Origin of the sequence: Vreelandella sulfidaeris (assembly GCF_042429665.1) — a bacterium.
GTDB lineage: Bacteria > Pseudomonadota > Gammaproteobacteria > Pseudomonadales > Halomonadaceae > Vreelandella.
The window spans coordinates 331,337-351,334 of sequence record NZ_JBHMAC010000011.1 but is presented as its reverse complement, the minus strand read 5'-3'; the positions used below and the strand labels follow the sequence as shown (position 1 = coordinate 351,334).

At 53.4% G+C, this 19,998-nt stretch carries 20 protein-coding genes and 1 rRNA gene; 9 read left to right on the top strand and 12 right to left on the bottom strand.

Annotated elements, in window-relative coordinates:
* Window positions 1–130: 130 nt before the first annotated feature.
* A 5S ribosomal RNA gene (rrf, locus tag ACFFLD_RS13595) occupies window positions 131–246 on the top strand.
* A 231-nt stretch (window positions 247–477) separates the two neighbouring features.
* Here rrf and rnk read toward each other — a convergent pair.
* Window positions 478–891, bottom strand: a complete 414-nt coding sequence (gene rnk / locus ACFFLD_RS13590) for a nucleoside diphosphate kinase regulator (protein WP_386041530.1) — start codon at window positions 889–891, stop codon at window positions 478–480.
* 297 nt (window positions 892–1,188) lie between these two features.
* On the opposite strand from rnk, the gene rlmM reads away from it, so the two are divergent.
* Window positions 1,189–2,256, top strand: coding sequence for a 23S rRNA (cytidine(2498)-2'-O)-methyltransferase RlmM (gene rlmM, locus ACFFLD_RS13585; protein ID WP_386041528.1), 1,068 nt, complete (start codon window positions 1,189–1,191; stop codon window positions 2,254–2,256).
* A 19-nt stretch (window positions 2,257–2,275) separates the two neighbouring features.
* On the opposite strand, the gene ACFFLD_RS13580 is transcribed toward rlmM, so the two are convergent.
* Window positions 2,276–2,563 carry an antibiotic biosynthesis monooxygenase family protein gene (locus ACFFLD_RS13580; RefSeq protein ID WP_386041526.1) on the bottom strand — a complete coding sequence of 96 codons (288 nt, stop codon included), beginning with the start codon at window positions 2,561–2,563 and terminating at the stop codon, window positions 2,276–2,278.
* Between the two features lie 29 nt (window positions 2,564–2,592).
* On the opposite strand from ACFFLD_RS13580, the gene tusA reads away from it, so the two are divergent.
* Window positions 2,593–2,847, top strand: coding sequence for a sulfurtransferase TusA (tusA, locus tag ACFFLD_RS13575; RefSeq protein WP_386041524.1), 255 nt, complete (start codon window positions 2,593–2,595; stop codon window positions 2,845–2,847).
* 226 nt (window positions 2,848–3,073) lie between these two features.
* Here the strand turns inward: tusA and ACFFLD_RS13570 are convergent, their stop codons facing one another.
* The 3 genes from ACFFLD_RS13570 to ACFFLD_RS13560 form a co-directional block, all read right to left on the bottom strand.
* Entirely contained in the window at window positions 3,074–3,769 is a 696-nt protein-coding gene (locus ACFFLD_RS13570) for a hypothetical protein (protein ID WP_386041522.1), read from the bottom strand.
* Between the two features lie 114 nt (window positions 3,770–3,883).
* Complete coding sequence (locus tag ACFFLD_RS13565; RefSeq protein WP_386041520.1) at window positions 3,884–4,891, bottom strand: DUF3080 family protein; 1,008 nt, start codon at window positions 4,889–4,891, stop codon at window positions 3,884–3,886.
* A 3-nt stretch (window positions 4,892–4,894) separates the two neighbouring features.
* Entirely contained in the window at window positions 4,895–6,313 is a 1,419-nt protein-coding gene (locus tag ACFFLD_RS13560; protein ID WP_386041518.1) for an MATE family efflux transporter, read from the bottom strand.
* Window positions 6,314–6,451: 138 nt separating this feature from the next.
* Here ACFFLD_RS13560 and ACFFLD_RS13555 point away from each other — a divergent pair, with 138 nt between their 5' ends.
* Entirely contained in the window at window positions 6,452–7,018 is a 567-nt protein-coding gene (locus ACFFLD_RS13555; RefSeq protein WP_386041516.1) for an elongation factor P hydroxylase, read from the top strand.
* Window positions 7,019–7,072: 54 nt separating this feature from the next.
* On the top strand, window positions 7,073–7,648 hold the full coding sequence (locus ACFFLD_RS13550) for a hemerythrin domain-containing protein (protein ID WP_386041512.1): 576 nt from the start codon (window positions 7,073–7,075) through the stop codon (window positions 7,646–7,648).
* A 40-nt stretch (window positions 7,649–7,688) separates the two neighbouring features.
* Here ACFFLD_RS13550 and ACFFLD_RS13545 read toward each other — a convergent pair whose 3' ends face one another.
* The 4 genes from ACFFLD_RS13545 to ACFFLD_RS13530 form a co-directional block, all read right to left on the bottom strand.
* Entirely contained in the window at window positions 7,689–8,204 is a 516-nt protein-coding gene (locus ACFFLD_RS13545; protein ID WP_386041510.1) for a DUF2795 domain-containing protein, read from the bottom strand.
* Window positions 8,204–9,199, bottom strand: a complete 996-nt coding sequence (locus tag ACFFLD_RS13540; protein ID WP_386041508.1) for a DUF2795 domain-containing protein — start codon at window positions 9,197–9,199, stop codon at window positions 8,204–8,206. The genes ACFFLD_RS13545 and ACFFLD_RS13540 overlap by 1 nt, the downstream gene beginning before the upstream one ends.
* Before the next feature lie 156 nt (window positions 9,200–9,355).
* The gene (locus tag ACFFLD_RS13535; protein WP_386041506.1) at window positions 9,356–9,835 is read right to left on the bottom strand and encodes a hypothetical protein; all 480 of its coding nucleotides are present in this window, start codon (window positions 9,833–9,835) and stop codon (window positions 9,356–9,358) included.
* Window positions 9,836–9,848: 13 nt separating this feature from the next.
* Window positions 9,849–10,700: a TatD family hydrolase gene (locus tag ACFFLD_RS13530; protein ID WP_386041504.1), complete on the bottom strand. Its 852-nt coding sequence runs from the start codon at window positions 10,698–10,700 to the stop codon at window positions 9,849–9,851.
* Between the two features lie 171 nt (window positions 10,701–10,871).
* Here ACFFLD_RS13530 and ACFFLD_RS13525 point away from each other — a divergent pair, with 171 nt between their 5' ends.
* On the top strand, window positions 10,872–12,524 hold the full coding sequence (locus ACFFLD_RS13525; protein WP_386041501.1) for a fatty acid--CoA ligase: 1,653 nt from the start codon (window positions 10,872–10,874) through the stop codon (window positions 12,522–12,524).
* A 141-nt stretch (window positions 12,525–12,665) separates the two neighbouring features.
* Entirely contained in the window at window positions 12,666–14,582 is a 1,917-nt protein-coding gene (locus tag ACFFLD_RS13520) for an ATP-binding cassette domain-containing protein (RefSeq protein WP_386041499.1), read from the top strand.
* A 147-nt stretch (window positions 14,583–14,729) separates the two neighbouring features.
* Here the strand turns inward: ACFFLD_RS13520 and ACFFLD_RS13515 are convergent, their stop codons facing one another.
* The gene (locus ACFFLD_RS13515; protein WP_386041497.1) at window positions 14,730–15,182 is read right to left on the bottom strand and encodes a universal stress protein; all 453 of its coding nucleotides are present in this window, start codon (window positions 15,180–15,182) and stop codon (window positions 14,730–14,732) included.
* Window positions 15,183–15,344: 162 nt separating this feature from the next.
* Here ACFFLD_RS13515 and ACFFLD_RS13510 point away from each other — a divergent pair, with 162 nt between their 5' ends.
* A complete protein-coding gene (locus ACFFLD_RS13510; RefSeq protein ID WP_386041495.1) occupies window positions 15,345–15,863 on the top strand; it encodes a preprotein translocase subunit YajC in 519 nt (172 codons plus the stop codon).
* Between the two features lie 40 nt (window positions 15,864–15,903).
* On the opposite strand, the gene slyA is transcribed toward ACFFLD_RS13510, so the two are convergent.
* On the bottom strand, window positions 15,904–16,356 hold the full coding sequence (gene slyA, locus ACFFLD_RS13505; RefSeq protein ID WP_386041493.1) for a transcriptional regulator SlyA: 453 nt from the start codon (window positions 16,354–16,356) through the stop codon (window positions 15,904–15,906).
* Between the two features lie 75 nt (window positions 16,357–16,431).
* A complete protein-coding gene (locus ACFFLD_RS13500; RefSeq protein WP_386041491.1) occupies window positions 16,432–17,586 on the bottom strand; it encodes a DUF5924 family protein in 1,155 nt (384 codons plus the stop codon).
* 209 nt (window positions 17,587–17,795) lie between these two features.
* Here ACFFLD_RS13500 and fadB point away from each other — a divergent pair, with 209 nt between their 5' ends.
* Window positions 17,796–19,994, top strand: coding sequence for a fatty acid oxidation complex subunit alpha FadB (gene fadB, locus ACFFLD_RS13495; RefSeq protein ID WP_386041488.1), 2,199 nt, complete (start codon window positions 17,796–17,798; stop codon window positions 19,992–19,994).
* The last annotated feature ends 4 nt before the right edge of the window (window positions 19,995–19,998 follow it).

Below are 19,998 nucleotides of genomic sequence, written 5' to 3'. Positions count from 1 at the left end.
TAACGTAAGGTTGAGCGATCAACCAAAAAGCCGGATATGCAGCGTGTGACCCAAGCAAATGCAAGGGCGGCACCATGAGACGATCACCATTTAGCAGTACGCATCAGCATGATGTACATAACCAGTTACGCCTGACGACCATAGCACGCGTGAACCACCTGATCCCTTGCCGAACTCAGAAGTGAAACCGCTTAGCGCCGATGGTAGTGTGGGGTCTCCCCATGCGAGAGTAGGTCATCGTCAGGCACTTATTCCACGAAAAACCCAGCCACCCGGCTGGGCTTTTTGTTGCCTGGAAGAAAAGTACCCCTCACCCCAGATTGCCGCGCTACGCTCGCAATGACAGAGTCAACGGTAGTGCGGTGGTTGAGGTAATAGAGCCTGTCATGGCGAGGAGCGCAGCGACGTGGCCATCTCTGCCGGTGGTGACAGGCAACCCTAGATCGCCACGCTGCGCTTGCGATGGCAACGCCACTGTTAACGGTGGTACTGTTTTTCTCGTTCTGGCTGCCAAAGAATGGCGTCGATGCGTAATAGGGTATTACCGTTATTCGGTAGGGGCCAATCAATAGCATCACCCACCTTGAGGCCTAGTAGGCTGGCCCCAATGGGTGCCATTACTGAAAGGGCATCTTCAACGCTGGTCAGGGCATGAGGATAAACCAGCGTCCGGATCATCTGTTTTTGGCGGGTAAGATCAGTGAACTGAACCTGACTATTCATACTCACCACATTGTCGGGAATCTCATTCGGATCAACGACAACGCCTCGGCTTAGCTCGTTTCCGAGCATTTCTGCCACCGCTTGATCCTCTTCACTGGCAGCGTCGATTAAACGCTGTAAGCGTTCAGCATCAAGCCGGTTAATTAAAAGGGGTGGACGCTGCCCCATGGTGCTCTCCTTGGCAAAGACCCGCTAATCGTAAGCGGTACTGAATGTTATGAAGTTAGGCTGAAAATATATATTTAAAACAGCGCTTTAAGTAAAATAAGAAAACGCTGTTATAGTGAGTTTACGACACTTCCAACTAAAAGACGATAGTTGCCTACAGGTGTACTACTAACCCCTAACGCCAGCCGTATTGCACCGATAAAATGCTATGATTCGGCCTCGGTGTGCTGCTCAATGGAGCAGAGGTTTGGCACACGATAGTCTGTCTTGTTGGTATTTAACGTTTGAGGTGAAAGGGTGAGTGAATTAGTACCCATTACATGGCTCGTTTATTGCCGTCCAGGATTTGAAAATGATGCAATGGCAGAATTACAGCATCATGCAAGCCTGCACGGTGTGATAGGGGAGGCGACCTGCGGCGAAGGTTGGGTTAGCTTAACGCGAGTCGATGGTGAGCCGGTCAATGAGTTACATCGCCAAGCCTCCTTTAATAGGCTGATATTTGCACGCCAAAGCCTGGCAGCGCTGCCTGCTCTTACGCTTTCAAGAGATGATCGCCTCACTGCTATTTTAGAGCAGATAAAAGCCAGTCGATGGAGCTTTGAAGATATTTGGCACGAAACGCCGGATACTAATGACGGCAAAGCGTTGACGGGACTGATTAAGGCGCTCACTAAGCCGCTAGCAAGCATGCTGAAAAAGCGTGGTGCCTTACGGCGTAGTGCTGGAGCCAGACGCTTGCATGTTTTCTGGACCGACGGTGATCGTGTGCAGTTAGCGATGAGTTTCCCAGCTAACCGTAGTGAATTGATAAACGGTATCCGTCGTCTACGCTTTCCCTCCAGAGCGCCTAGCCGTTCAACGCTAAAGTTAGAAGAGGCTTGGCATGAGTTTATCCCCCGCGAGGAGTGGGAAGTCCGCCTTGCACCTCACATGCAGGCCGCTGACCTGGGCGCGGCTCCTGGTGGCTGGACATGGCAGTTGGTACAGCGGGGTATGTATGTCTACGCTATCGACAATGGCCCGATGGACAGTGAGTTGATGAAGACAGGACAAATAGATCATCTAAAAGAGGATGGTTTTACCTGGGAGCCCCCACAGCGGTTGGATTGGCTGGTCTGTGATATTGTTGATAAGCCGGTGCGTGTGCTGGCGATGGTCGAGCGTTGGCTCACTCATAAATGGTGTAAAGAGGCTGTATTTAACCTTAAATTACCCATGAAGAAACGCTGGGATGAAGTGACCCGATGCCTGGGTAAACTGGAGGCGTCGCTTGCAAAAGCAGGCGTGCAAGCTGATATAGCTTGTCGTCACCTCTATCATGATCGTGAAGAGGTAACGGTTCATGTAAGGCTTAAAGACTGATGAGTTGAATGAAAGCAGGCTAGTAGCCGGGTTCATAGATCCGGATGCTTTCCTCTTCAGTTAACAGCGGTAGAATGCGTTGCATAGCTGTGGTGCGTGCTTCGCTTGAGTGCCACTCCTTCCAGGCGCGGATATCTCTCCACTTTGTGATCATCAAACGACGATCGGTATGGCCAAGCTCGACAAGTGTTTCGCCACCAACGAAACCCCTGGCGCCTAAAGATACGCGCATTGCTTCACGAGCTGCCTGCTCGTACTCTTCTTCTAGTCCGGGCATAATTCTACGTTCGATGATAACTTTAATCATACACAGTGCTTCCTACATCGAGGATGTTAATGGCTGATAATACGAGTACATTACCCTGCTATGATGCGGTATTAGATACAACGGGATTGTACTGTCCTGAGCCGATTATGTTGATGCATAACCAAGTACGCGACATGTCTTCGGGCCAAGTGCTCAAGGTGATTGCAACCGATCCAGCCACCACACGGGATGTGCCCAAGTTTTGTCAATTTTTAGGGCATGAACTGCTAGTGCAGGACTCCTCATCGGCGAGCGACTTTGTATACTTTATTCGCTTGGCGTAGCCTTTTTGAATTGGCCGCTTACTTTGACAGCCTTAAATGGTGACGCTGCTTAATCGCTACGCTGACTAGCGCATCTCAGCATAGCCGCCCAGGTGGCCATGCTGATAACGTGCATGATTAAGGTGCCATGTGACCCTAGGCGAGGCTCATGTTGCTTGCATGAGTCTTTCCTCGCCTGATGTGTCAGCACTATTAATCGATTAGTGCTATCAATGGTTCAGTACTCTCAATCGCTTGCCACTACCATCATCGCTAATGCTTCTAGCGTTGCAGGATCTTCTTCCAAAATGCGGTTAGCGATATGGCGTTGGAAAAAGTAGACCGTTTGATGGCGGGTATGAGCACTATAAAGGCACTTGTCACCTAAGAGGATGGGCGTCATGGTGGCTTTCTGCTCATCGGCCACCAGTGCATCAAGGCTGCCGTCGCTGTAGAGCCTCCACCCGTAAACGGGCTTCATATGCCACGGCGAGTTAGGGCGATTCATGCATAGCGCGTGAGTGCCTAACGTATCCGGGATTTGCTGTATAAGTGTGACCTCTCCGGAGGCTTCATAATCAAAGTATTCGGCTGATGCCACTAATTCTTGATATTTGTGGTCCGGAGGTACGTCAAAAATTTCCTCGGTCTCTGGGTCACGATAGCCGACGAAGTAGCCATTCTCATGACTATTCAGCTCATTACAGGCAGCCATGGATTCCATCCACGGTACTAAACCGACGACGTTACCGTCTGCTCGTAACCCCCAAGCCAAAATCGGCATTCCATAGTACGTATCTTGGCTCGCAGTGAGTTGGTATACCATCTCCAGTCCATCTAGCTCAGGCGCTAAACGGACTAGGCACTTTTGCGCCTGCTGACGCTGACGCACCGTTTCCAGGTCGATGACCTGGGCAGAGCGGGGTGACAAGGATACGCCCATTGTGTCTCTCCTTGTGCTGCATGGTCATCACATTGGCGAAGCAGGCCCATGGCTTGCATTATTTTCACCTCACGTATTCACCAATAGCACAAGTTGCTCATAAGGTTAAGGCCCCTACGATTTTTTATTGTTTGAGCACATGGGTAAGCGTGCTCTGAGTGCTGCATGTTCAAGGCGTACTTGCTGAAACTGCTGCCAGGGCGCACGGGGATTTTGCAATGACAGCCAGCGCGTTTGATAGTGGTCGATAGCGGTAGGCGTGGGCACTTGTTGCGCGTCAATTAGCTGATTAATCGCTGTTAGCCACTGTTTGGCGCGGTGTTCAAGGTTATCCAGATGGCTGCTGTCCCAGGCGGATAGGCAGGTCTCAGATGTGAGATTGATCGCGTTCAGGTAGCGGTTAGCTTCTGTTAGGCGCTGAGTGGCAAGCAATAACGTGCGCAATACTTCGGCGCTTAGTGGGCGTTCTTGTAGGTTTTTTAAATGATTTTCAAGTGTCGACGAGTCCTGTTGCCACGTTTGGCTAAATTGCGTATCGACCATTTGCTGTAAGTAGTCGACGGCGGCTAGCGGTTGCTTCATGTCGGGAGGGTGTCGAATGTCCCAGGCGTGACTCGCCCGAGAGAAGCTCTTTACCCACTCCTCAGAAGCAAAAATAGCGTTCCAACTAACGGCAGGTAACTGCTCGGTTTTAAGGCGGGTAAGCTCAGCAAGGCGTTCACGGTTTTCAGGGCTCAAAGTAGCGGGAATCTCACTGTTCCAGCAGGCATCCAACTTCTGCCATAGCTCGCGTTCATACAGCCAATGCTGGCTAGGGGGAGCAACGCGGCCCAGCTGGTTATTGCGTGCGGCAATGAGTGAGGTAATTTGGCACTCCCGCAGCGCATAGATATTGAGCATGCCTTCGCGGGTTTCCTCAATGGGTATCAGCCTTGTGCGCTGCTCTGGAAACGCGCCAATATTACCAATATCTGAGCGCTCAATCGGTGCTAAGGAGAGGTCGTCAGCCAGTTGTTGATGGTACGCCACCCAAGGCGCCTCGGCGTTTTCCCCCTGGCAGCCAGCTAACATTAGGCTGGCGCTGATCGTCAATATACGGACTAATCTTGTCGCATAAGCCATTCATTACTCCTGCTGGCTAATCCATTTCAAGCGCCAGCCGAGAAGAAGCGCTGCAGTGCTTAGCCCGGCAATTAGGCCTATCCAATACCCGTGAACCCCTAGTGGCTCAGTCAGCCCGTTGACGCCATGTGTGCCTAGCCAATGTCCGCCACCCAGGCCTACAATCCAGTAAGAGAGCACGGTGATGACCATCACGATGCGCGTATCCTTATAGCCTCGCAAGGCGCCCGCCAAGTTTACCTGAAGCGAATCTGATAGCTGGAAAATGACCGCGAGCGCAATGATGGAAAAGGCCAGCGCCTGTATTTGCGGGTTAGAGGTATAAAGGGCAATGACCGGCTTGGCGGTTACCCACAAAAGCAGGCTGTTGAAGGCTGCAATCAACACGCTTACCACAATGCCGTTCCAGGCGACGTGGCTTGCCAGCTGTCGGCGGTGTTGACCGAGCGTATTTCCGACGCGAACCGTGAGAGCCATGCTTAACGATAGCGGCAGCATAAACAGAATCGACGTAAAGCTGAGTGCAATCTGGTGGGCACCGACGGTCACTTCACCAAAACTTGCGATAAATAGTGCAATCAAGGTAAACAGCGTGACTTCAACAAAGATGGCCACGCCAATGGGCATGCCTACCACCACAAGCTCCTTGATACCTGCAAGCTGAGGCGGAGTGAAACGCTTCCAAAGTGCTATGCCTTGATACGCCCGGCCCCGGCGGGTATAGAGCATCATGGCGAGAGTCATTGTCCACATGGATAAAGCGGTGGCGATGCCGCAGCCAAACGCGCCCAGTGCAGGAAGCTGCTGTAGAGTGTCAGGAACAGCATTGCCAAATAGATCAACCAGACCGTCGCCGCCGTAGATGAGCAAGTAATTGGCTGGAATATTGACGGCTAGGCCAACCAAGCTGATCCATAGAGATGGCCGCGTATGGTTAATCCCATCGGAAAATGCCCGTAGCGCTTGAAAAAGCGCAATACCCGGCATCCCGAACGCTACGGCGGATAGGTAGGCTGCCGACTCCTGTGCAACGTGATGGGGTACGTCCATCCATTCAAAAATAGGCATTATGCTAGTGCGAAGCAGTATCGCGGCGATGATGCCGAGTACCAGCGCCACCCATAGTCCCTGATGAACGGCCGGGCGAATGTCGTCATTGCGTTTGCCGCCCAATAGGTGAGCAACAATAGGGGTAAGTCCCATCAGCGTGCCGGTTATAAACAGCATCAAGGGCATCCACAGGCTAGCGCCTACCGATACAGCCGCCAATGAGGTGGCGTTGTAACGGCCGGTCATCATGACGTCGACAACGCTCATGCCCGCCTGGGCGAGCTGAGCACCGCAAATAGGCAGTGCCAGAAGGATTAAGGCGCGTGTTTCGGGCCAGTAAGTGGTCTTGAAATCGTTAGCAAAGCCGGCCAAGGATAGCCTCTCCGTTAATAAAGTAGTCGTTAAAACGCGACAGGTTAGCAGGGCTCGCTGGGTTTTGCTGTTTAAGCTTCAGCCAGCTCGGGGTGGGCCGTTATACTAGGTAAAACGAGCCTGAATAACGAGGATATTGTGACCCACGCACGTGACAGATGGACGCTTGACGATATTACTGCACTCTTTGATGGCGTGTTTATGCCGCACTATCATACTCGATTGATTCGCGGTGGTGACGAGCCTCTCTATCGGCCCGCGAATGTCGAAACACCTTACCATCAGGTTATTTTCGCGAGAGGCTATTATGCCAGTGCCTTACACGAAATCAGCCACTGGTGTATCGCAGGCGAAAAACGTCGCCAGCTAGAAGATTACGGCTACTGGTATGCCCCGGATGGGCGCAATGCTGAACAGCAGATCGCTTTTGAGAACTCAGAAGTGGCACCACAAGCACTGGAGTACCTGTTTACCCAGGCGTGTGGGCGTTCTTTTCATGTCAGCGTCGATAATTTAGGTGGAGATTTAGACGTTGATCGTAGTGCCTTTGAAAAGCGCGTAATGGCACGTGCAGAGCGCTATGAAGGTGAAGGCCTGCCCGTTCGTGCTGATGCGTTTCGTCATGCCTTGAATCATTACTATCGAGTGGGGGGGCAGCGCGAGACAGCAATTACTCAAGGACTTGAAAGATTGCAGGGGTCATGACTATGTTAAAATATCTACTGCGGTAGAAGTCACGAGTCTAAAGGAGAGAATCTCATGACCCCATCCCAAACCAACGGATCAATTGCCGATGTCGCTGATATCCTGACCACGGATCATAAGGAAATGATGGCGCTGGCGGAGCAAATTAAGCGCTCAAGTGATATCGATCAACGTCGGGACACGACCGAAACGTTAATTGCTGAGGTGATGCGCCATGCCGTCGCCGAGGAGATGTATGTCTATCCGGTAATGGAGAAGTGCATACCCAATGGACGCGAGGAAGTTGAGCACGATAAGCAAGAACACGATGAAATCGTAACGTTAATGAAACAGTTGGAAGAGTTAGAGGCGGCTGACCCGCAGTATATGGAGCGGTTTGAAAAGCTGGAAGGCTTGTTAAGCCACCATGCAGACGATGAGGAATCTGACCAGTTTCCCAAGTTGCGAAAGTATATTCCTGAAGAACAACTCATTGAAATGGGTAAGCAAGTCGAAAACGCTAAAAAGCTGGCGCCAACGCGCCCGCACCCAAGCGCTCCGCACTCTGAGCTTTTTCATAAAAGTGTCGGAGCGGGCATAGGAATGGTTGACAGGCTTCGTGACAAGCTTACTGGGCGAGTCACGAAGTAAACGCGCTTACTGCTGGCATTAACCTTGCGGCACAGATGCGTTAGTCAATCTGATTCAGCTCCTGAGTTACCTCGGCCATGCTCTTGTAGTTGTGTTCGCCAAACTGCTTCAAGGTATCCATTTCCTGTTCGCTGGCTTTTGCACGCGCATGGTTTATTAATTGCGCACGCGAAGCTGGAAAATGCATGCCAGCGAACAGGCTGGCAAAGCGCGCCGCGGATGGCGACTGCATGGCATGCTCACCACCCGTCTTGCTGGGTTGATTGTCGGCACTCTTCTCATGGGTGCGTAGCTCACCGAAAGCCCGCGCGACGTCGGCAGCATCGCGGTATTGTTGATCCGGCAGATGCTTAATAATGTCCTTCACATCGAGATGTTCTTCATCCACCGCTTCGGCTAGCTCGTTACGCGAACGTGGGAATTCGACGTCCTTGAGTGCCTTTTCGATATCGGCAGCAGACACTGCCTGCTGCGGGTGAGAGGTAAGCATGTGCTGTTCATAGCGGGACTTCTGCTCGAACTCAGCGCCACATATTTCACAAGTGAACTGGGCCATTAGCGTATCTCCCCGAGTGCTTTTTGAATATCCGCCATCGTGTCGTATTGCCGATTCGGATACTCATTCAGAACGTCGATAATGTCATCCGCCGCCTGGTTGGCCTTGGCTTGCTTGACCAAATCGGCTTTGTCGCAAGGAAAGTCAATGCCTTTGAGCGACTTGGTGATACCCGCGGCCGAAGCGGTAGATATAGCCGCCTTGCCGCCACGCTCGCCGCCTTTGCTGCGATCACCCTCGGGCGCCTTGGCCTCTGGCTGCATCTGTGGTTCTGTCAGTTCTCCGCCTTTTAGCGCCTCAGTAGGCCACTCGCGCTGGTTGAGTCCCAACGTCTTGAACAGAGCTGCTTTGCCGGTGATGGAAACAGATTCTTCACTGAGGTCATCATGGGCACCAATCAGCAGAAGCTGGGCATTCTCATAGTCGAGAAATTTACCATCCTCGATGTCTAGCCAGCGTTTATCGGCGAACTTTTTTTCCAGATGCTTGGGGTAGTTTGGCTTGGCATCGGTAAAGCCAGGCACATCGAGAGAGGGATTGCGCACCGAGATGATGTAGCTTGCCTCGGCAAGAATCCCCAACTGTGATTGTGCCTTGCCAGGGGGCGTTGGGTTGGAAAGCCGATAAGCCAAGCGAGAGCTGTTGTCGCGCATAAAGATCGCATAGCGGCCCTCACCGACGGGAATAGCTTCTCCTTGCTCCTGCTCGCCTTTGGTTTTGGTCTCATATTCAAGCGGAGCGAGCGCCTCACCAATTGCCTTGGGCTTACCGGTCATGTCGTTCATCATCCACTCGCGGGCGGTAGAGGTTGGCTTGCCTTGCATAATCTCGGGCATGCGCTTCTTGCCTACCAGAAACAGGCGAGCTTTATCACCGTCGTCCGGGACCAGCACAAGGTGAAGGCGCTGAACGTCGTCAAGATTCTGCACCTTTTGCGTATTAACCTTGGGCCGGTAGAAGAAATAAATATCTCCCTTTTCAACATAATCCGTCATTTGATGCCTCCTTAACTGACATGGCTGATCAATCAATACCTGATCTTTCACCACCGCGAGTTGAAAAGCGGTGTCCACCTTGTTGGTTAGCAGAGGTTTTGCTGGGGTGCAAACGCATCGCGGTATTTTGGAACTAACGCTAACGTTTGATAACGCTTAATCGTCCTCGGTCAGGCGTTGATGTAAAGACAGCATGACCTCCAACTCGTGCTCGGGGCGCATGGGTTCAAGACCCAGTTCGCTGAACGTTTCACGTCGCTGACGGTGCCATTCACCGGGCGCAAGCGAAGGATAGAGTACCGGTGCTGGCGCTAGTTCGACAAACGGATCAAGTCCGTAGGTATCAAACAGCCGCGCCAGTGCGGCTTCTTCATCGCCGTTGTCGCTGGTATACAGCGTCGCTGAAAAGTGATCATTTTCGAGTTCGCGAATCACCTCAAGTGGACTGACGCCCAGGCTCTCAAGCTCTTCAATGCTGTAGGCGCCCATGGCATTGGTATCTTCCTTGATCCAGCTGTCGTCCGGCTGAATCAGCGTCTCCTTGACGCGTCCATCCGGCAGTGACCAGGCAATGGCAAGGGGCAGGCCATCATCTTCGCCCGTTTCAATGGCAATAAATCCTGGATAATCGGCCACGCTCGTACTCCTCTCAAGTGTCAGTGGGCAGGCGGAAGAAGCGCTGCGCCGTTTGGGTGGTGGCGCTGGCCAGTTCAGCTTTGCTGACACCGTGCCACTGGGCAATTTCTTTTAAAATCCACGGTAGCAGCGCGGGTTCATGTCTGCGCCCCTTGAGCTTGGCCGGCAGGTTGCGCGGCAGCAGGTAGGGGCAATCGGTCTCGATCATCAGCCGCTCAAGCGGAATGTCGTTGACCAACGTGCGAAGGTGGTGGCCGCGCCGCTCGTCGCATATCCAGCCAGTCAGGCCAATATGCATATCCAGATCAAGGTAGCCATGCAGCGTATCGCGATCAGCAGTGAAGCAATGGATCACGGCGTCGCTGATATCACCGCGCCAGCTGGTAAGTATTTCGCGCATTCGAGGCCCTGCATCACGCTCGTGAAGAAAAAGCGGCAGGCCACTCTCAGCCGCCAGCGCCAACTGCGCTTCAAAAGCATGCTCCTGCTCTTTTGGGGTCGAGAAGTTGCGATTGAAATCAAGCCCGCACTCACCCACGGCGACCACTTCGGGGAGGGCGTGCAGGGCTGCCATTTTCCCGGCAAGCTCGGCATTCCAGCCGCTGGCGTCGTGAGGATGCACGCCTGCGGTGGCATAGAACCCGGCATACTGTCTGGCGAGTTCAACGGCCTGCTCGGCATGGGCAAGATCTGTTCCCGTGACGATCAAGGTACTGACCTGCGCAGCCCGGGCACGGGCAATAACGGCCTCAAGATCCTTGCCAAAGCTTTCGTGTGTCAGGTTCGCACCAATATCCACCAGCGGTGAGGGTGAGCGAAACTGGAGCGCTTCGGGTAAAAAAGTATCCTCAATAGGTGCAGCCAAGCGCCACTCCTTTCGCAAAACGGCAAAACTCTATTGTACCGCTTAGCGCAAGCATCGACTAATAGGTGAGATGCCAAGTTATTCTCAACATGCCACTCTGCGTGCAGGAGCAAAGCATTCTTGCCATGTGCAGGAAAAATTTGACTCAATCAACCTGTAAAGGAGCGCTTCATGGCGACAATAACACCGAAAATATTACCCGCCACGTCCAGTGCCACCAATCCTCCCTTGATGATTGGCGATCTGCTGGAGTCCGGTGTTCGCATGGCGGGTGATAACCAGATTGTCTATCGCGACCAGCGTCGGCATGACTATCGGGCCTTCCGAGAGCGTGTCCATCGTCTGGCGCACGTACTCTCAAGCCAGGGGGTCAGTGCCGGAGACGTGGTGGCGGTGCTTGATTGGGACAGCCACCGCTATCTGGAGTGCTTCTTTGCGATCCCTATGATCGGCGCGGTACTGCACACTGTGAACGTCAGGCTTGCCCCTGAACAGGTGCTCTATACCATGACCCACGCCGAAGATGTGTTTGTCTTGGTGCACGAGGATTTCCTGCCGCTTATTGAGCCACTGGTTGCCGAGTTGCCACGGGTGCGAGGCTACCTGCTATGCCAGGAGCACGCGGGGGCTGTTGAGTCGTCATTACCGCTGTTGGGCGAGTACGAAGACCTGCTGAGCCAACAGCCTAACCACTACGCTTTTCCAAGCTTTGATGAAAACGCGGTCGCCACGCTGTTTTACACCACCGGCACCACGGGCAATCCTAAAGGTGTCTTCTTTACCCATCGGCAATTGGTGCTGCACACGTTGGGCGAGGCCAGTGCGTTTCAAACGCCCGGATTTGCGCTCCTCAGCCGCGACAAGGTGTACATGCCGATCACTCCCATGTTTCATGTTCACGCCTGGGGTGTGCCCTATACCGCCACGCTATTGGGGACCACTCAGGTTTATCCGGGACGCTACGAGCCCGAGATGCTGGTATCCCTGCTAGTCAAGGAGAAGGTCGATTTTTCCCACTGCGTGCCGACTCTATTGAACATGATCGTCAGTGCGGAGGCGGTCGCCTCGAAAAAGGTCGACCTGACCGGCTGGAAAGTGCTGATTGGTGGGAGCGCGTTGACATCATCGCTGGCGCGGCGGGCCTGGGAATTGGGTATTGATGCCCGCAGTGCTTACGGCATGTCGGAAACCTGTCCGCTGTTGACCGCCGATATTCTGCCCCTGGATGTTGAAAAGGCAGATTTTGATACCCAGCTTCCCTGGCGCTGTAAGGCGGGCCTGCCGGTACCGCTGGTCAAGCTGCAGGTAGTGGACCCAAACGGGCAGCCGCTACCGAATGATGGCAAAAGCGCCGGTGAAGTCCGTGTGCAGGCGCCCTGGTTGACTCAGGCCTATTATAAGGAGGAGGCGCGCAGTGAGGAGCTATGGCGCGATGGCTGGCTGCATACCGGTGATGTGGCAACGCTTGACCAACACGGCTTTCTTTCAATCAGTGACCGTATCAAGGATGTGATTAAAACCGGCGGTGAGTGGCTCTCGTCTTTGGAGCTTGAGAGCTATATCAGCCAGTGCCCGGGAGTGGCGGAAGTGGCGGTAATTGGTGTTGCCGATGAAAAATGGGGTGAGCGGCCAGCCGCACTTGTGGTGCCCTCTGATCTTAATCGTCCGTTGAGTGCAGAAAGTATCACTGAGTTTCTGGAACAGTTTGTCACTCAGGGCAAGCTCAATCGCTGGGCTATTCCCAAGGTTATTCAACTGGTGGACGTTATTCCCAAGACCAGTGTGGGCAAGCTCGATAAAAAGCGTATTCGCGCTGAAATATGAGTCGCTGATGGACATTTAGCGTGGTCGAAAAGGCCAAACACCGCGCTGTTCTCGTCTCATAACGATTTCGCGTGACAAGGTTCACACGAGCGGGGGGCGCATGCGTTACACTGTGCGCCTCACGATTAAGGAGGACACCGCGTGGCCCTGTTACGACTTGAACAGCTACAACTCGCTTACGGCACTCATGTATTACTCAATCGCGCCGACCTGACGGTTGAAAAAGGCGAACGGCTGGCGCTGGTCGGGCGCAACGGCACCGGCAAGTCCACTTTGCTGAAACTGGTGGCGGGGGATATTCTGCCCGACGATGGCTCTATCTGGCGTGCGCCTGGCCTTAAAATCGGTGTCCTGGCCCAGGAACTACCCGAGTCTTCTGGTCATACTATTTTTGATATGGTGGCCCAAGGGTTGCCCGAAGCTGGTGAGCTACTCTCGGAATATGATCATCTAATTAACGACCCCGACCCGGATATGGATCGTATGGCGACGCTGCAAACGCGCCTGGAAGCCATCGACGGCTGGTCGTTTCATCAGCGCATCGACACGGTGCTTACCCGCTTAGGCTTGCCACCCGAAGCAGAGATGAACTCGCTTTCTGGCGGGTGGCGCCGCCGGGTAGCGCTGGCGCGTGCGCTGGTTGCTGAACCTGACTTGCTGCTGCTCGATGAGCCCACTAACCACCTGGATCTCGACACCATTGCCTGGCTGGAGGAGCAACTGCTGGCGTTTAACGGGGCAGTGCTGCTAATTACCCACGACCGCGCGTTCCTATCTAAGCTAGCGACCAATATTCTTGAGCTGGACCGGGGCCAACTAGGCCACTATCCCGGCAAGTACGAAGAGTACCAGGCCCGCAAGCAGCATGAACTTGAAGTCGAGGCGCGGGAAAACGCTGAGTTCGATAAGAAACTGGCTCAGGAAGAGGCTTGGATCCGTCAGGGCGTCAAGGCCCGGCGTACCCGTAATGAAGGACGAGTGCGAGCACTTGAAGCCATGCGTAATGAACGCAGCCAGCGTCGTGAGCGGCAGGGGAATGCTAATATTACGGTGGACCGTGGCGAGCGAACCGGCAAGCGTGTCGTCGAACTGCAGGGCGTTACCCAGCGGTTTGGTGATGACGTAGTACTACGCCACATTAATCTTGAAGTACTCCGTGGTGACCGTATTGGCTTTTTAGGCCGCAATGGCGCAGGTAAAACAACCCTGTTGAAAATCCTGTTAGGCGAGCTGGAGCCAAGTGAAGGCAAGGTCCAGATGGGCACCAATCTCAAAGTGGCCTATTTTGATCAGCTGCGTGCGGGGCTTGAACTGGAAAAGACGGTCTACGACAACGTTGCCCAAGGTAGCGACCGGGTCAGCGTTGGCGGCAAGGATCGCCACGTAATGAGTTACTTGCAGGACTTTCTGTTTACCCCGGAACGGGTCCGCCAGCCGGTAAAAGCGCTCTCTGGTGGCGAATCCAATCGCCTGCTGTTGGCCAAGCTGTTTACTCAGCCCGCTAATGTACTGGTGCTTGATGAGCCTACCAACGACCTGGATATGGAAACGTTGGAGCTCCTTGAAGAGCTGCTACTCGATTTTGATGGCACGCTGCTGCTGGTTTCCCACGACCGTACCTTTATGGATAACGTGGTCACCAGCATGCTCGCCTTTGAAGGCGACGGTGTTGTACGCGAGTACGTAGGTGGCTACACGGACTGGATACGCCAGGGAGGTAAGCTGCCGCCAGCGCCGTGGGAAGGGGCTGCACGCCAGCGCACGGAACCCACCTCTGAAACGCCTAAAAAGGTCGCAGAGGCACCTGTCGCTGCGGCTAAAAAGAGCGTCAAGCTCTCCTACAATCTCCAGCGCGAGCTGGATGCGTTGCCCGCAGAGATAGAGCGTCTGGAGAGTGAAGTAGAGACGCTGGAAGGGGAGATTGGCGAGCCTGCCTTTTATCAGCAAGAGGCAGATGCCATTACGGCTAAGCTGCAAGCGCTGGAAAAAGTGCAGGAGGCGTTAGAGGTCGCCATGGAACGCTGGATGGCACTTGAGGCGATGGCGGCAGGCGAATAAATAATACCCGCTAATCAAAAGGCGCCTTAGGGCGCCTTTCGTGTTGGTTGGTTTGCTTAGCCCTGTTGCATCCGTTTTTTACGGTTAGTTTTTAGATTAGCGTTTTAGGTTAGCTATGTGGGGGCAGCGATAAGGGTGAGTACGTCGCTACTCGTCGCTTTTTTCGCCCTTTTTACCCACGCGTACGGCAAGTACATCACACTGTGCACCATGCAACACACCGGTGGACGTGGAGCCCAGCAGCAGGGCAAAGCCGTGGCGACCATGTGACCCAACCACGATCAGGTCTACACCATGCTCTTCGGCAAAGCGGTGGATTTCGGTATCGGGCATGCCCACCACTACATGCTGGTCAGCTTCGTCAATGTGTGGCGCGGCGATTTCGGCAAGGCGCTTTTTGGCATGTTCATCCAACTGATCCTGAATGCTGGTCAGATCCATGGGAATATCGCCGCCATAAGCAAAGCCTAGCGGTTCTAGGGTATGCATGATGGAGATTTTAGCGCCGTTGTTGCGCTCAGCGATCACAACGGCGCGTTCGAGGATCTTGTGTGAATCTTTGGTTAAGTCAACGGCAACTAAAATGTGGTGATAGCTCATGGCATATCTCCTTGGCGGGGTTAACAAAGAGGCTCTTTGTCCAATGCCTTTACTGTAGCGGGCACACCTGATTTTAACAACGATTTGAGTTAAAACAACGACCTGGGTCATGGTTTCTCAAGTAGCGATTATAGTGTGACGTATGTGGGAGAAAATGTAGAGATGGAATGGTTTATTATTGTTTTTATTGTGATGTTTGTAATGGGGCCGGTAATGTGGTTGAAACCCAGCCCACGCCAAAAGCGCCAAGCTGCGCTGCGAGCAAACGTTACTCAGCATGGCGTCAGCGTCAAGCTGGAAAAACCGCCCCTTCATTATTTCAAAGGCACGATGCCTGCCTATCGTTGGCATTTTCCCCCGCTAGCGCCGGGGCCGGAATTTTTGCTGGTCAGGGATAGTGACGCGAGTGAGGCGTTAGAGCCTTACCACGCAGGCTGGCGTTGGCGGATTGCGCCTTTGCGGCCCTTGCCCGATAGCGCGACACAGGCGTTAACAATGCTGCTTGAACGCCTACCCCAAGACGCCGTGGTGCTTCAATCGTCTTCTGAGGCGATAACGCTATGGTGGTGGGAGTCGCAAACCCCAGAACGATTTGCGACGTATTTACCTGAATTCCAAGAGCTGCTAAACGCGCTGCGGGGCTATGCCGATCGACCCAGCGCACAGCCGTTGAAAGGATAGCAGGTGGCTGGTGGCTGATCCGCCCCCCCACGATGAGGGATCAAGACGCCGAGGAGTCGTTATCGCGCGTTTGAATCGCTACGCCGTTGGACTCGATAACAGCCAGCCAGTCGTCAAGTTGTTTAAGGTTCTCCTCACTTAAGCCGGCAAACATCTCCTTGCGTGCCTGTTGGGCCACGCTGTCGATTTTTTCCAATAAAGGCATGGCCGCAGGGGTCAGATAAATGCGCTTGCTGCGTCGATCATTGTCGCAGGCACGGCGCTCGACCAAGCCTTGCTCCTCTAGTTGACCAAGGGTGCGCACCAATGACGGCGCCTCAACGCCAATGGCTCGCGCCAAGTCGCATTGGGGATGACCCTCGCCCAGGCGCCAAAGGTGATAGAGCGTCACCCAGCGAGTTTGCGTTAACCCCAATGGTGCTAACCGGCTGTCTAGGATAGAACGCCATAAATGAGGCAATCGTGCGATGCGAAAACCAATTGTTGAAGCCATAAGCAACTAACTACCAATAAATGTGAATAGATGAATTGTCATAAGCTGCGCCGTCGAATGCAAGCGCTTAGCCATTTAGTTGTCGGGTCGTGCTTCATCGTCATTGGGACGACCCGGTACAAACCGACGTAGGTTCAGCCCACTAAGGCCACTGGGACTTATTTCCCCGGTGATTAACGAGGCCTGTTCACTATTGTCAGAGACAGAAAAGCGTATTAACCCCAAGCGTTGACCTGTGCCGGTCATGATATCAATTCGCCATTGGCCGGACGGATCTTCAGGGAAATTTTGTTTGTGGCTCCATGCACGATACCCCTGCTCGCGACCGCCATTGATGTTGAGTTCAACAATATCCATTAGCTCACCATTATGATGCCAAGCATGCGTAATGGTTTCACTTAACCCACGCGGCGCACGAATAGCCGTGTAAACGTAAAGTCCGTTTTCCTTAATCGCTTGTGGCGTTAGCCGCATTGATCCCTGGGGGAGGCGTTGTTCAACATCGAAAGCAGGCGAAAGGGCGCTGCTCGTCATCCATAGGCTGGCAGGCGGAACCCAGATGCGGCCTAACCAGGCGCCGTAGGCCAATACTAAGGTCAGCGCGAAAAAAGCGCACCAGCGTTTTAGAGAGTGCTGCTTAAGCAAGTGCCAAAAACTGGGCAGGGCTACCAGCACCGTAATTCCAAGCGCCAATAGTAAGCTTTGACCGGTAGTGAGGTGCACCATGATGGGTAGCGTGACCAGCAATACCAGAAACACACACAGCGCATGGAACACAAAATAAAGGCTCCTCCAGCGCTCAGCGACTTTAAAGTAGAGTGGATCAATAATGGATAAGAGCGCCATGCCTGCCACTAAAATGGCAAACAGCGTTTGTCCGCTATTCCAAACCGTCGTGACCAAGACAAACGGTAGCGTGAAGAAAAGCGTTTCCTGGTGAATCATTTGTGCAATAAAGGTGGTAACGCCACGCGGTGGTGTCGGGTGACCGCGGTGGGAAAGCCAGCGAGTAATGACGCCTTCAGAGAGCAGCAATGCCCAGGCGAACAATAGCCCCAAGGCCAACGCAGCACCCAGCCACTGCTGGCGATCCACCAGGAAGAAGCTGCTCAATCCGGCCATGAAGGCCATGGGCGGCCATAACCAACTCCATGGTTTAAGTCGTTCGACCAGATTTTCAATGACTCGCTGACCTTTGGCGATTCGCGTTGGCGTGAGCAGTGCGCCCATAGAGAGGGGAACCTGAAAAATAAAAGGAAGCGCGATCCTAGCAGGATGAACGGATTCAGGGGAGAGATGGTCTCACTTGTTTTAAGGATTAGCCCAAAGTATAGGCTTGACGTTGTCAAATAACTCAACCAAGCTAACGCTATCAAACGACCGTATGAAAAGTGGTGGCTCTTTTTTCAGGGCCAGCCCGAATTGTGGAGAGAGCGCGGATGATCTATCAAGGCAACGCCATCACGGTGGAACATCGTGACACCCCGAATGGCAATGATATCGCTATGCTCACTTTCGACCTGAAAGGTGAGTCCATCAACAAGCTTTCTAGTGCTGTTGTCACAGAGCTGGGCGAAGCAGTGAAGGCTATTCAAGCTGAGAGCAATTTAAAGGGCTTGCTCATTGCTAGTGGTAAAGACGTGTTCATTGTGGGTGCCGATATCACCGAGTTTCACACGCTGTTTGATAAAGGTGAAGAGTACCTTGTGGAAATGAACCTTAAGGTTCATGACATCTTTAATGCGATTGAAGATTTGCCGTTCCCCACGGTCACGGCGATTAACGGACTGGCGCTGGGCGGTGGCTGTGAAGTGCTATTGACCACCGACTTTCGTGTGATGGGCGAAAAAGCGAAAATCGGCCTGCCCGAAACCAAACTGGGCATTCTGCCAGGGTGGGGCGGTTGTGTACGCCTGCCGCGGATTATTGGTGCCGACAACGCGATCGAGTGGATCGCTGGTGGTACTGAAAACCGTGCTGATGCCGCCTTGAAAGTAGGCGCTGTTGATGCCGTGGTAAAAGGCGAGCAGTTGCAAGACGCCGCACTGGATATGCTTGATCGTGCCAACGCTGGCGAGCTGGATTACCAAGCCCGCCGTGCCGAGAAGACAAGCCCACTTAAGCTCAATCCTATTGAGCAAATGATGGCGTTCGAGACCGCTAAAGGTTATGTCGCTGGCAAAGCGGGCCCTCACTATCCCGCGCCGGTTGAAGCCATCAAGGTGATTCAAAAAGGCGCAGGCGAAGGGCGTGATCGTGCCCAGGCGATTGAAGCGAAAGCATTCGCCAAGCTGGCGCTGAGCAGCGTGGCATTTAACTTGGTAGGCCTGTTCCTTAACGACCAGGTCGTCAAGAAGAAAGCTGGCAAATATGAAAAGCAAGCGCAGCCAGTGAAGCAAACAGCGGTATTGGGTGCCGGTATCATGGGCGGTGGTATCGCTTATCAGAGTGCTTCTAAGGGCACGCCGATCCTGATGAAGGATATCAAGGACGAGGCCATTGAGTTAGGTCTGAAAGAAGCCCGTAAGCTATTTGCCAAGCAGGTTGAGCGTAACAAGCTTAGCAATGAACAAATGGCAGAAAAGCTGACTAATATTCGCCCGACACTCTCTTACGGTGATTTTGGTAACGTTGACCTGGTGGTTGAGGCGGTCGTTGAGAACCCCAAAGTCAAAGATGCCGTGCTCACCGAAGTGGAAGGTATGGTCAGCGAGAACACCATCCTGACCTCAAACACGTCGACGATTTCGATCAATCGGTTGGCGCAAAACTTAAAACGGCCTGAAAACTTCTGTGGCATGCACTTTTTCAACCCCGTGCACCGTATGCCTTTGGTGGAAGTGATTCGTGGCGAGAAAACCTCAGACGCTGCCGTCGCCGCAACCGTGGCTTACGCCCGGGCAATGGGTAAAACGCCGATCGTGGTCAACGACTGCCCCGGCTTTTTGGTCAACCGCGTGCTCTTCCCTTACTTTGGCGGTTTTAGCTTCCTGGTCGAACAAGGCGCTGACTTCCAGCACGTCGATAAAGTAATGGAGAAATTCGGCTGGCCCATGGGCCCCGCCTACCTGCTTGATGTGGTGGGGCTGGATACCGCCGTTCATGCCAACGAGGTGATGGCCGAAGGTTTCCCCGAGCGTATGGCACGCGAAGGTAAAACAGCCATTCAGGTGATGTACGATAATGATCGCCTGGGCCAGAAGAACGACAAAGGCTTTTATGCCTACGAAGAAGACAAAAAGGGTAAGCCGAAGAAAGTCACCGATGACGCGGCGTATGCCTTGGTAAAAGAAGTGGTTAAGGAGCAAAAAACGTTTTCCGACGAAGACATCATCGCTCGCATGATGGTGCCGCTGTGTCTGGAAACCGTACGCTGCCTGGAAGATGGCATTGTCGCCACTCCTGCTGAAGCCGACATGGCGCTGATCTATGGCATCGGTTTCCCGCCGTTCCGCGGTGGCGCGCTGCGCTATATCGATGCCATGGGCGTCGCCGAGTTTGTAGCGCTGGCGGAGGATTTGTCTAAAGAATTGGGGGCACTTTATGCGCCTACTGACAAGTTGCGCCAGATGGCTCAAAACAACGAGCAGTTTTATTCTGCAGCTCAGTCTGGCGAAGCGTCTGGTAATCAGGCTTAACCAC

Excerpts from the sequence above, each read along its gene's own strand:
- ACFFLD_RS13545 (WP_386041510.1), bottom strand. The coding sequence starts at position 8,204 with ATGGCCCAGTTCACTTGTGAAATATGTGGCGCTGAGTTCGAGCAGAAG.
- ACFFLD_RS13515 (WP_386041497.1), bottom strand. The coding sequence starts at position 15,182 with ATGAGCTATCACCACATTTTAGTTGCCGTTGACTTAACCAAAGATTCA.
- tusA (WP_386041524.1), top strand. The coding sequence starts at position 2,593 with ATGGCTGATAATACGAGTACATTACCCTGCTATGATGCGGTATTAGAT.
- ACFFLD_RS13565 (WP_386041520.1), bottom strand. The coding sequence starts at position 4,891 with ATGGCTTATGCGACAAGATTAGTCCGTATATTGACGATCAGCGCCAGC.
- slyA (WP_386041493.1), bottom strand. The coding sequence starts at position 16,356 with ATGGCTTCAACAATTGGTTTTCGCATCGCACGATTGCCTCATTTATGG.
- ACFFLD_RS13580 (WP_386041526.1), bottom strand. The coding sequence starts at position 2,563 with ATGATTAAAGTTATCATCGAACGTAGAATTATGCCCGGACTAGAAGAA.
- ACFFLD_RS13570 (WP_386041522.1), bottom strand. The coding sequence starts at position 3,769 with ATGGGCGTATCCTTGTCACCCCGCTCTGCCCAGGTCATCGACCTGGAA.
- rnk (WP_386041530.1), bottom strand. The coding sequence starts at position 891 with ATGGGGCAGCGTCCACCCCTTTTAATTAACCGGCTTGATGCTGAACGC.
- ACFFLD_RS13500 (WP_386041491.1), bottom strand. The coding sequence starts at position 17,586 with ATGGGCGCACTGCTCACGCCAACGCGAATCGCCAAAGGTCAGCGAGTC.
- ACFFLD_RS13550 (WP_386041512.1), top strand. The coding sequence starts at position 7,073 with ATGACCCCATCCCAAACCAACGGATCAATTGCCGATGTCGCTGATATC.
- fadB (WP_386041488.1), top strand. The coding sequence starts at position 17,796 with ATGATCTATCAAGGCAACGCCATCACGGTGGAACATCGTGACACCCCG.
- ACFFLD_RS13510 (WP_386041495.1), top strand. The coding sequence starts at position 15,345 with ATGGAATGGTTTATTATTGTTTTTATTGTGATGTTTGTAATGGGGCCG.
- ACFFLD_RS13525 (WP_386041501.1), top strand. The coding sequence starts at position 10,872 with ATGGCGACAATAACACCGAAAATATTACCCGCCACGTCCAGTGCCACC.
- ACFFLD_RS13540 (WP_386041508.1), bottom strand. The coding sequence starts at position 9,199 with ATGACGGATTATGTTGAAAAGGGAGATATTTATTTCTTCTACCGGCCC.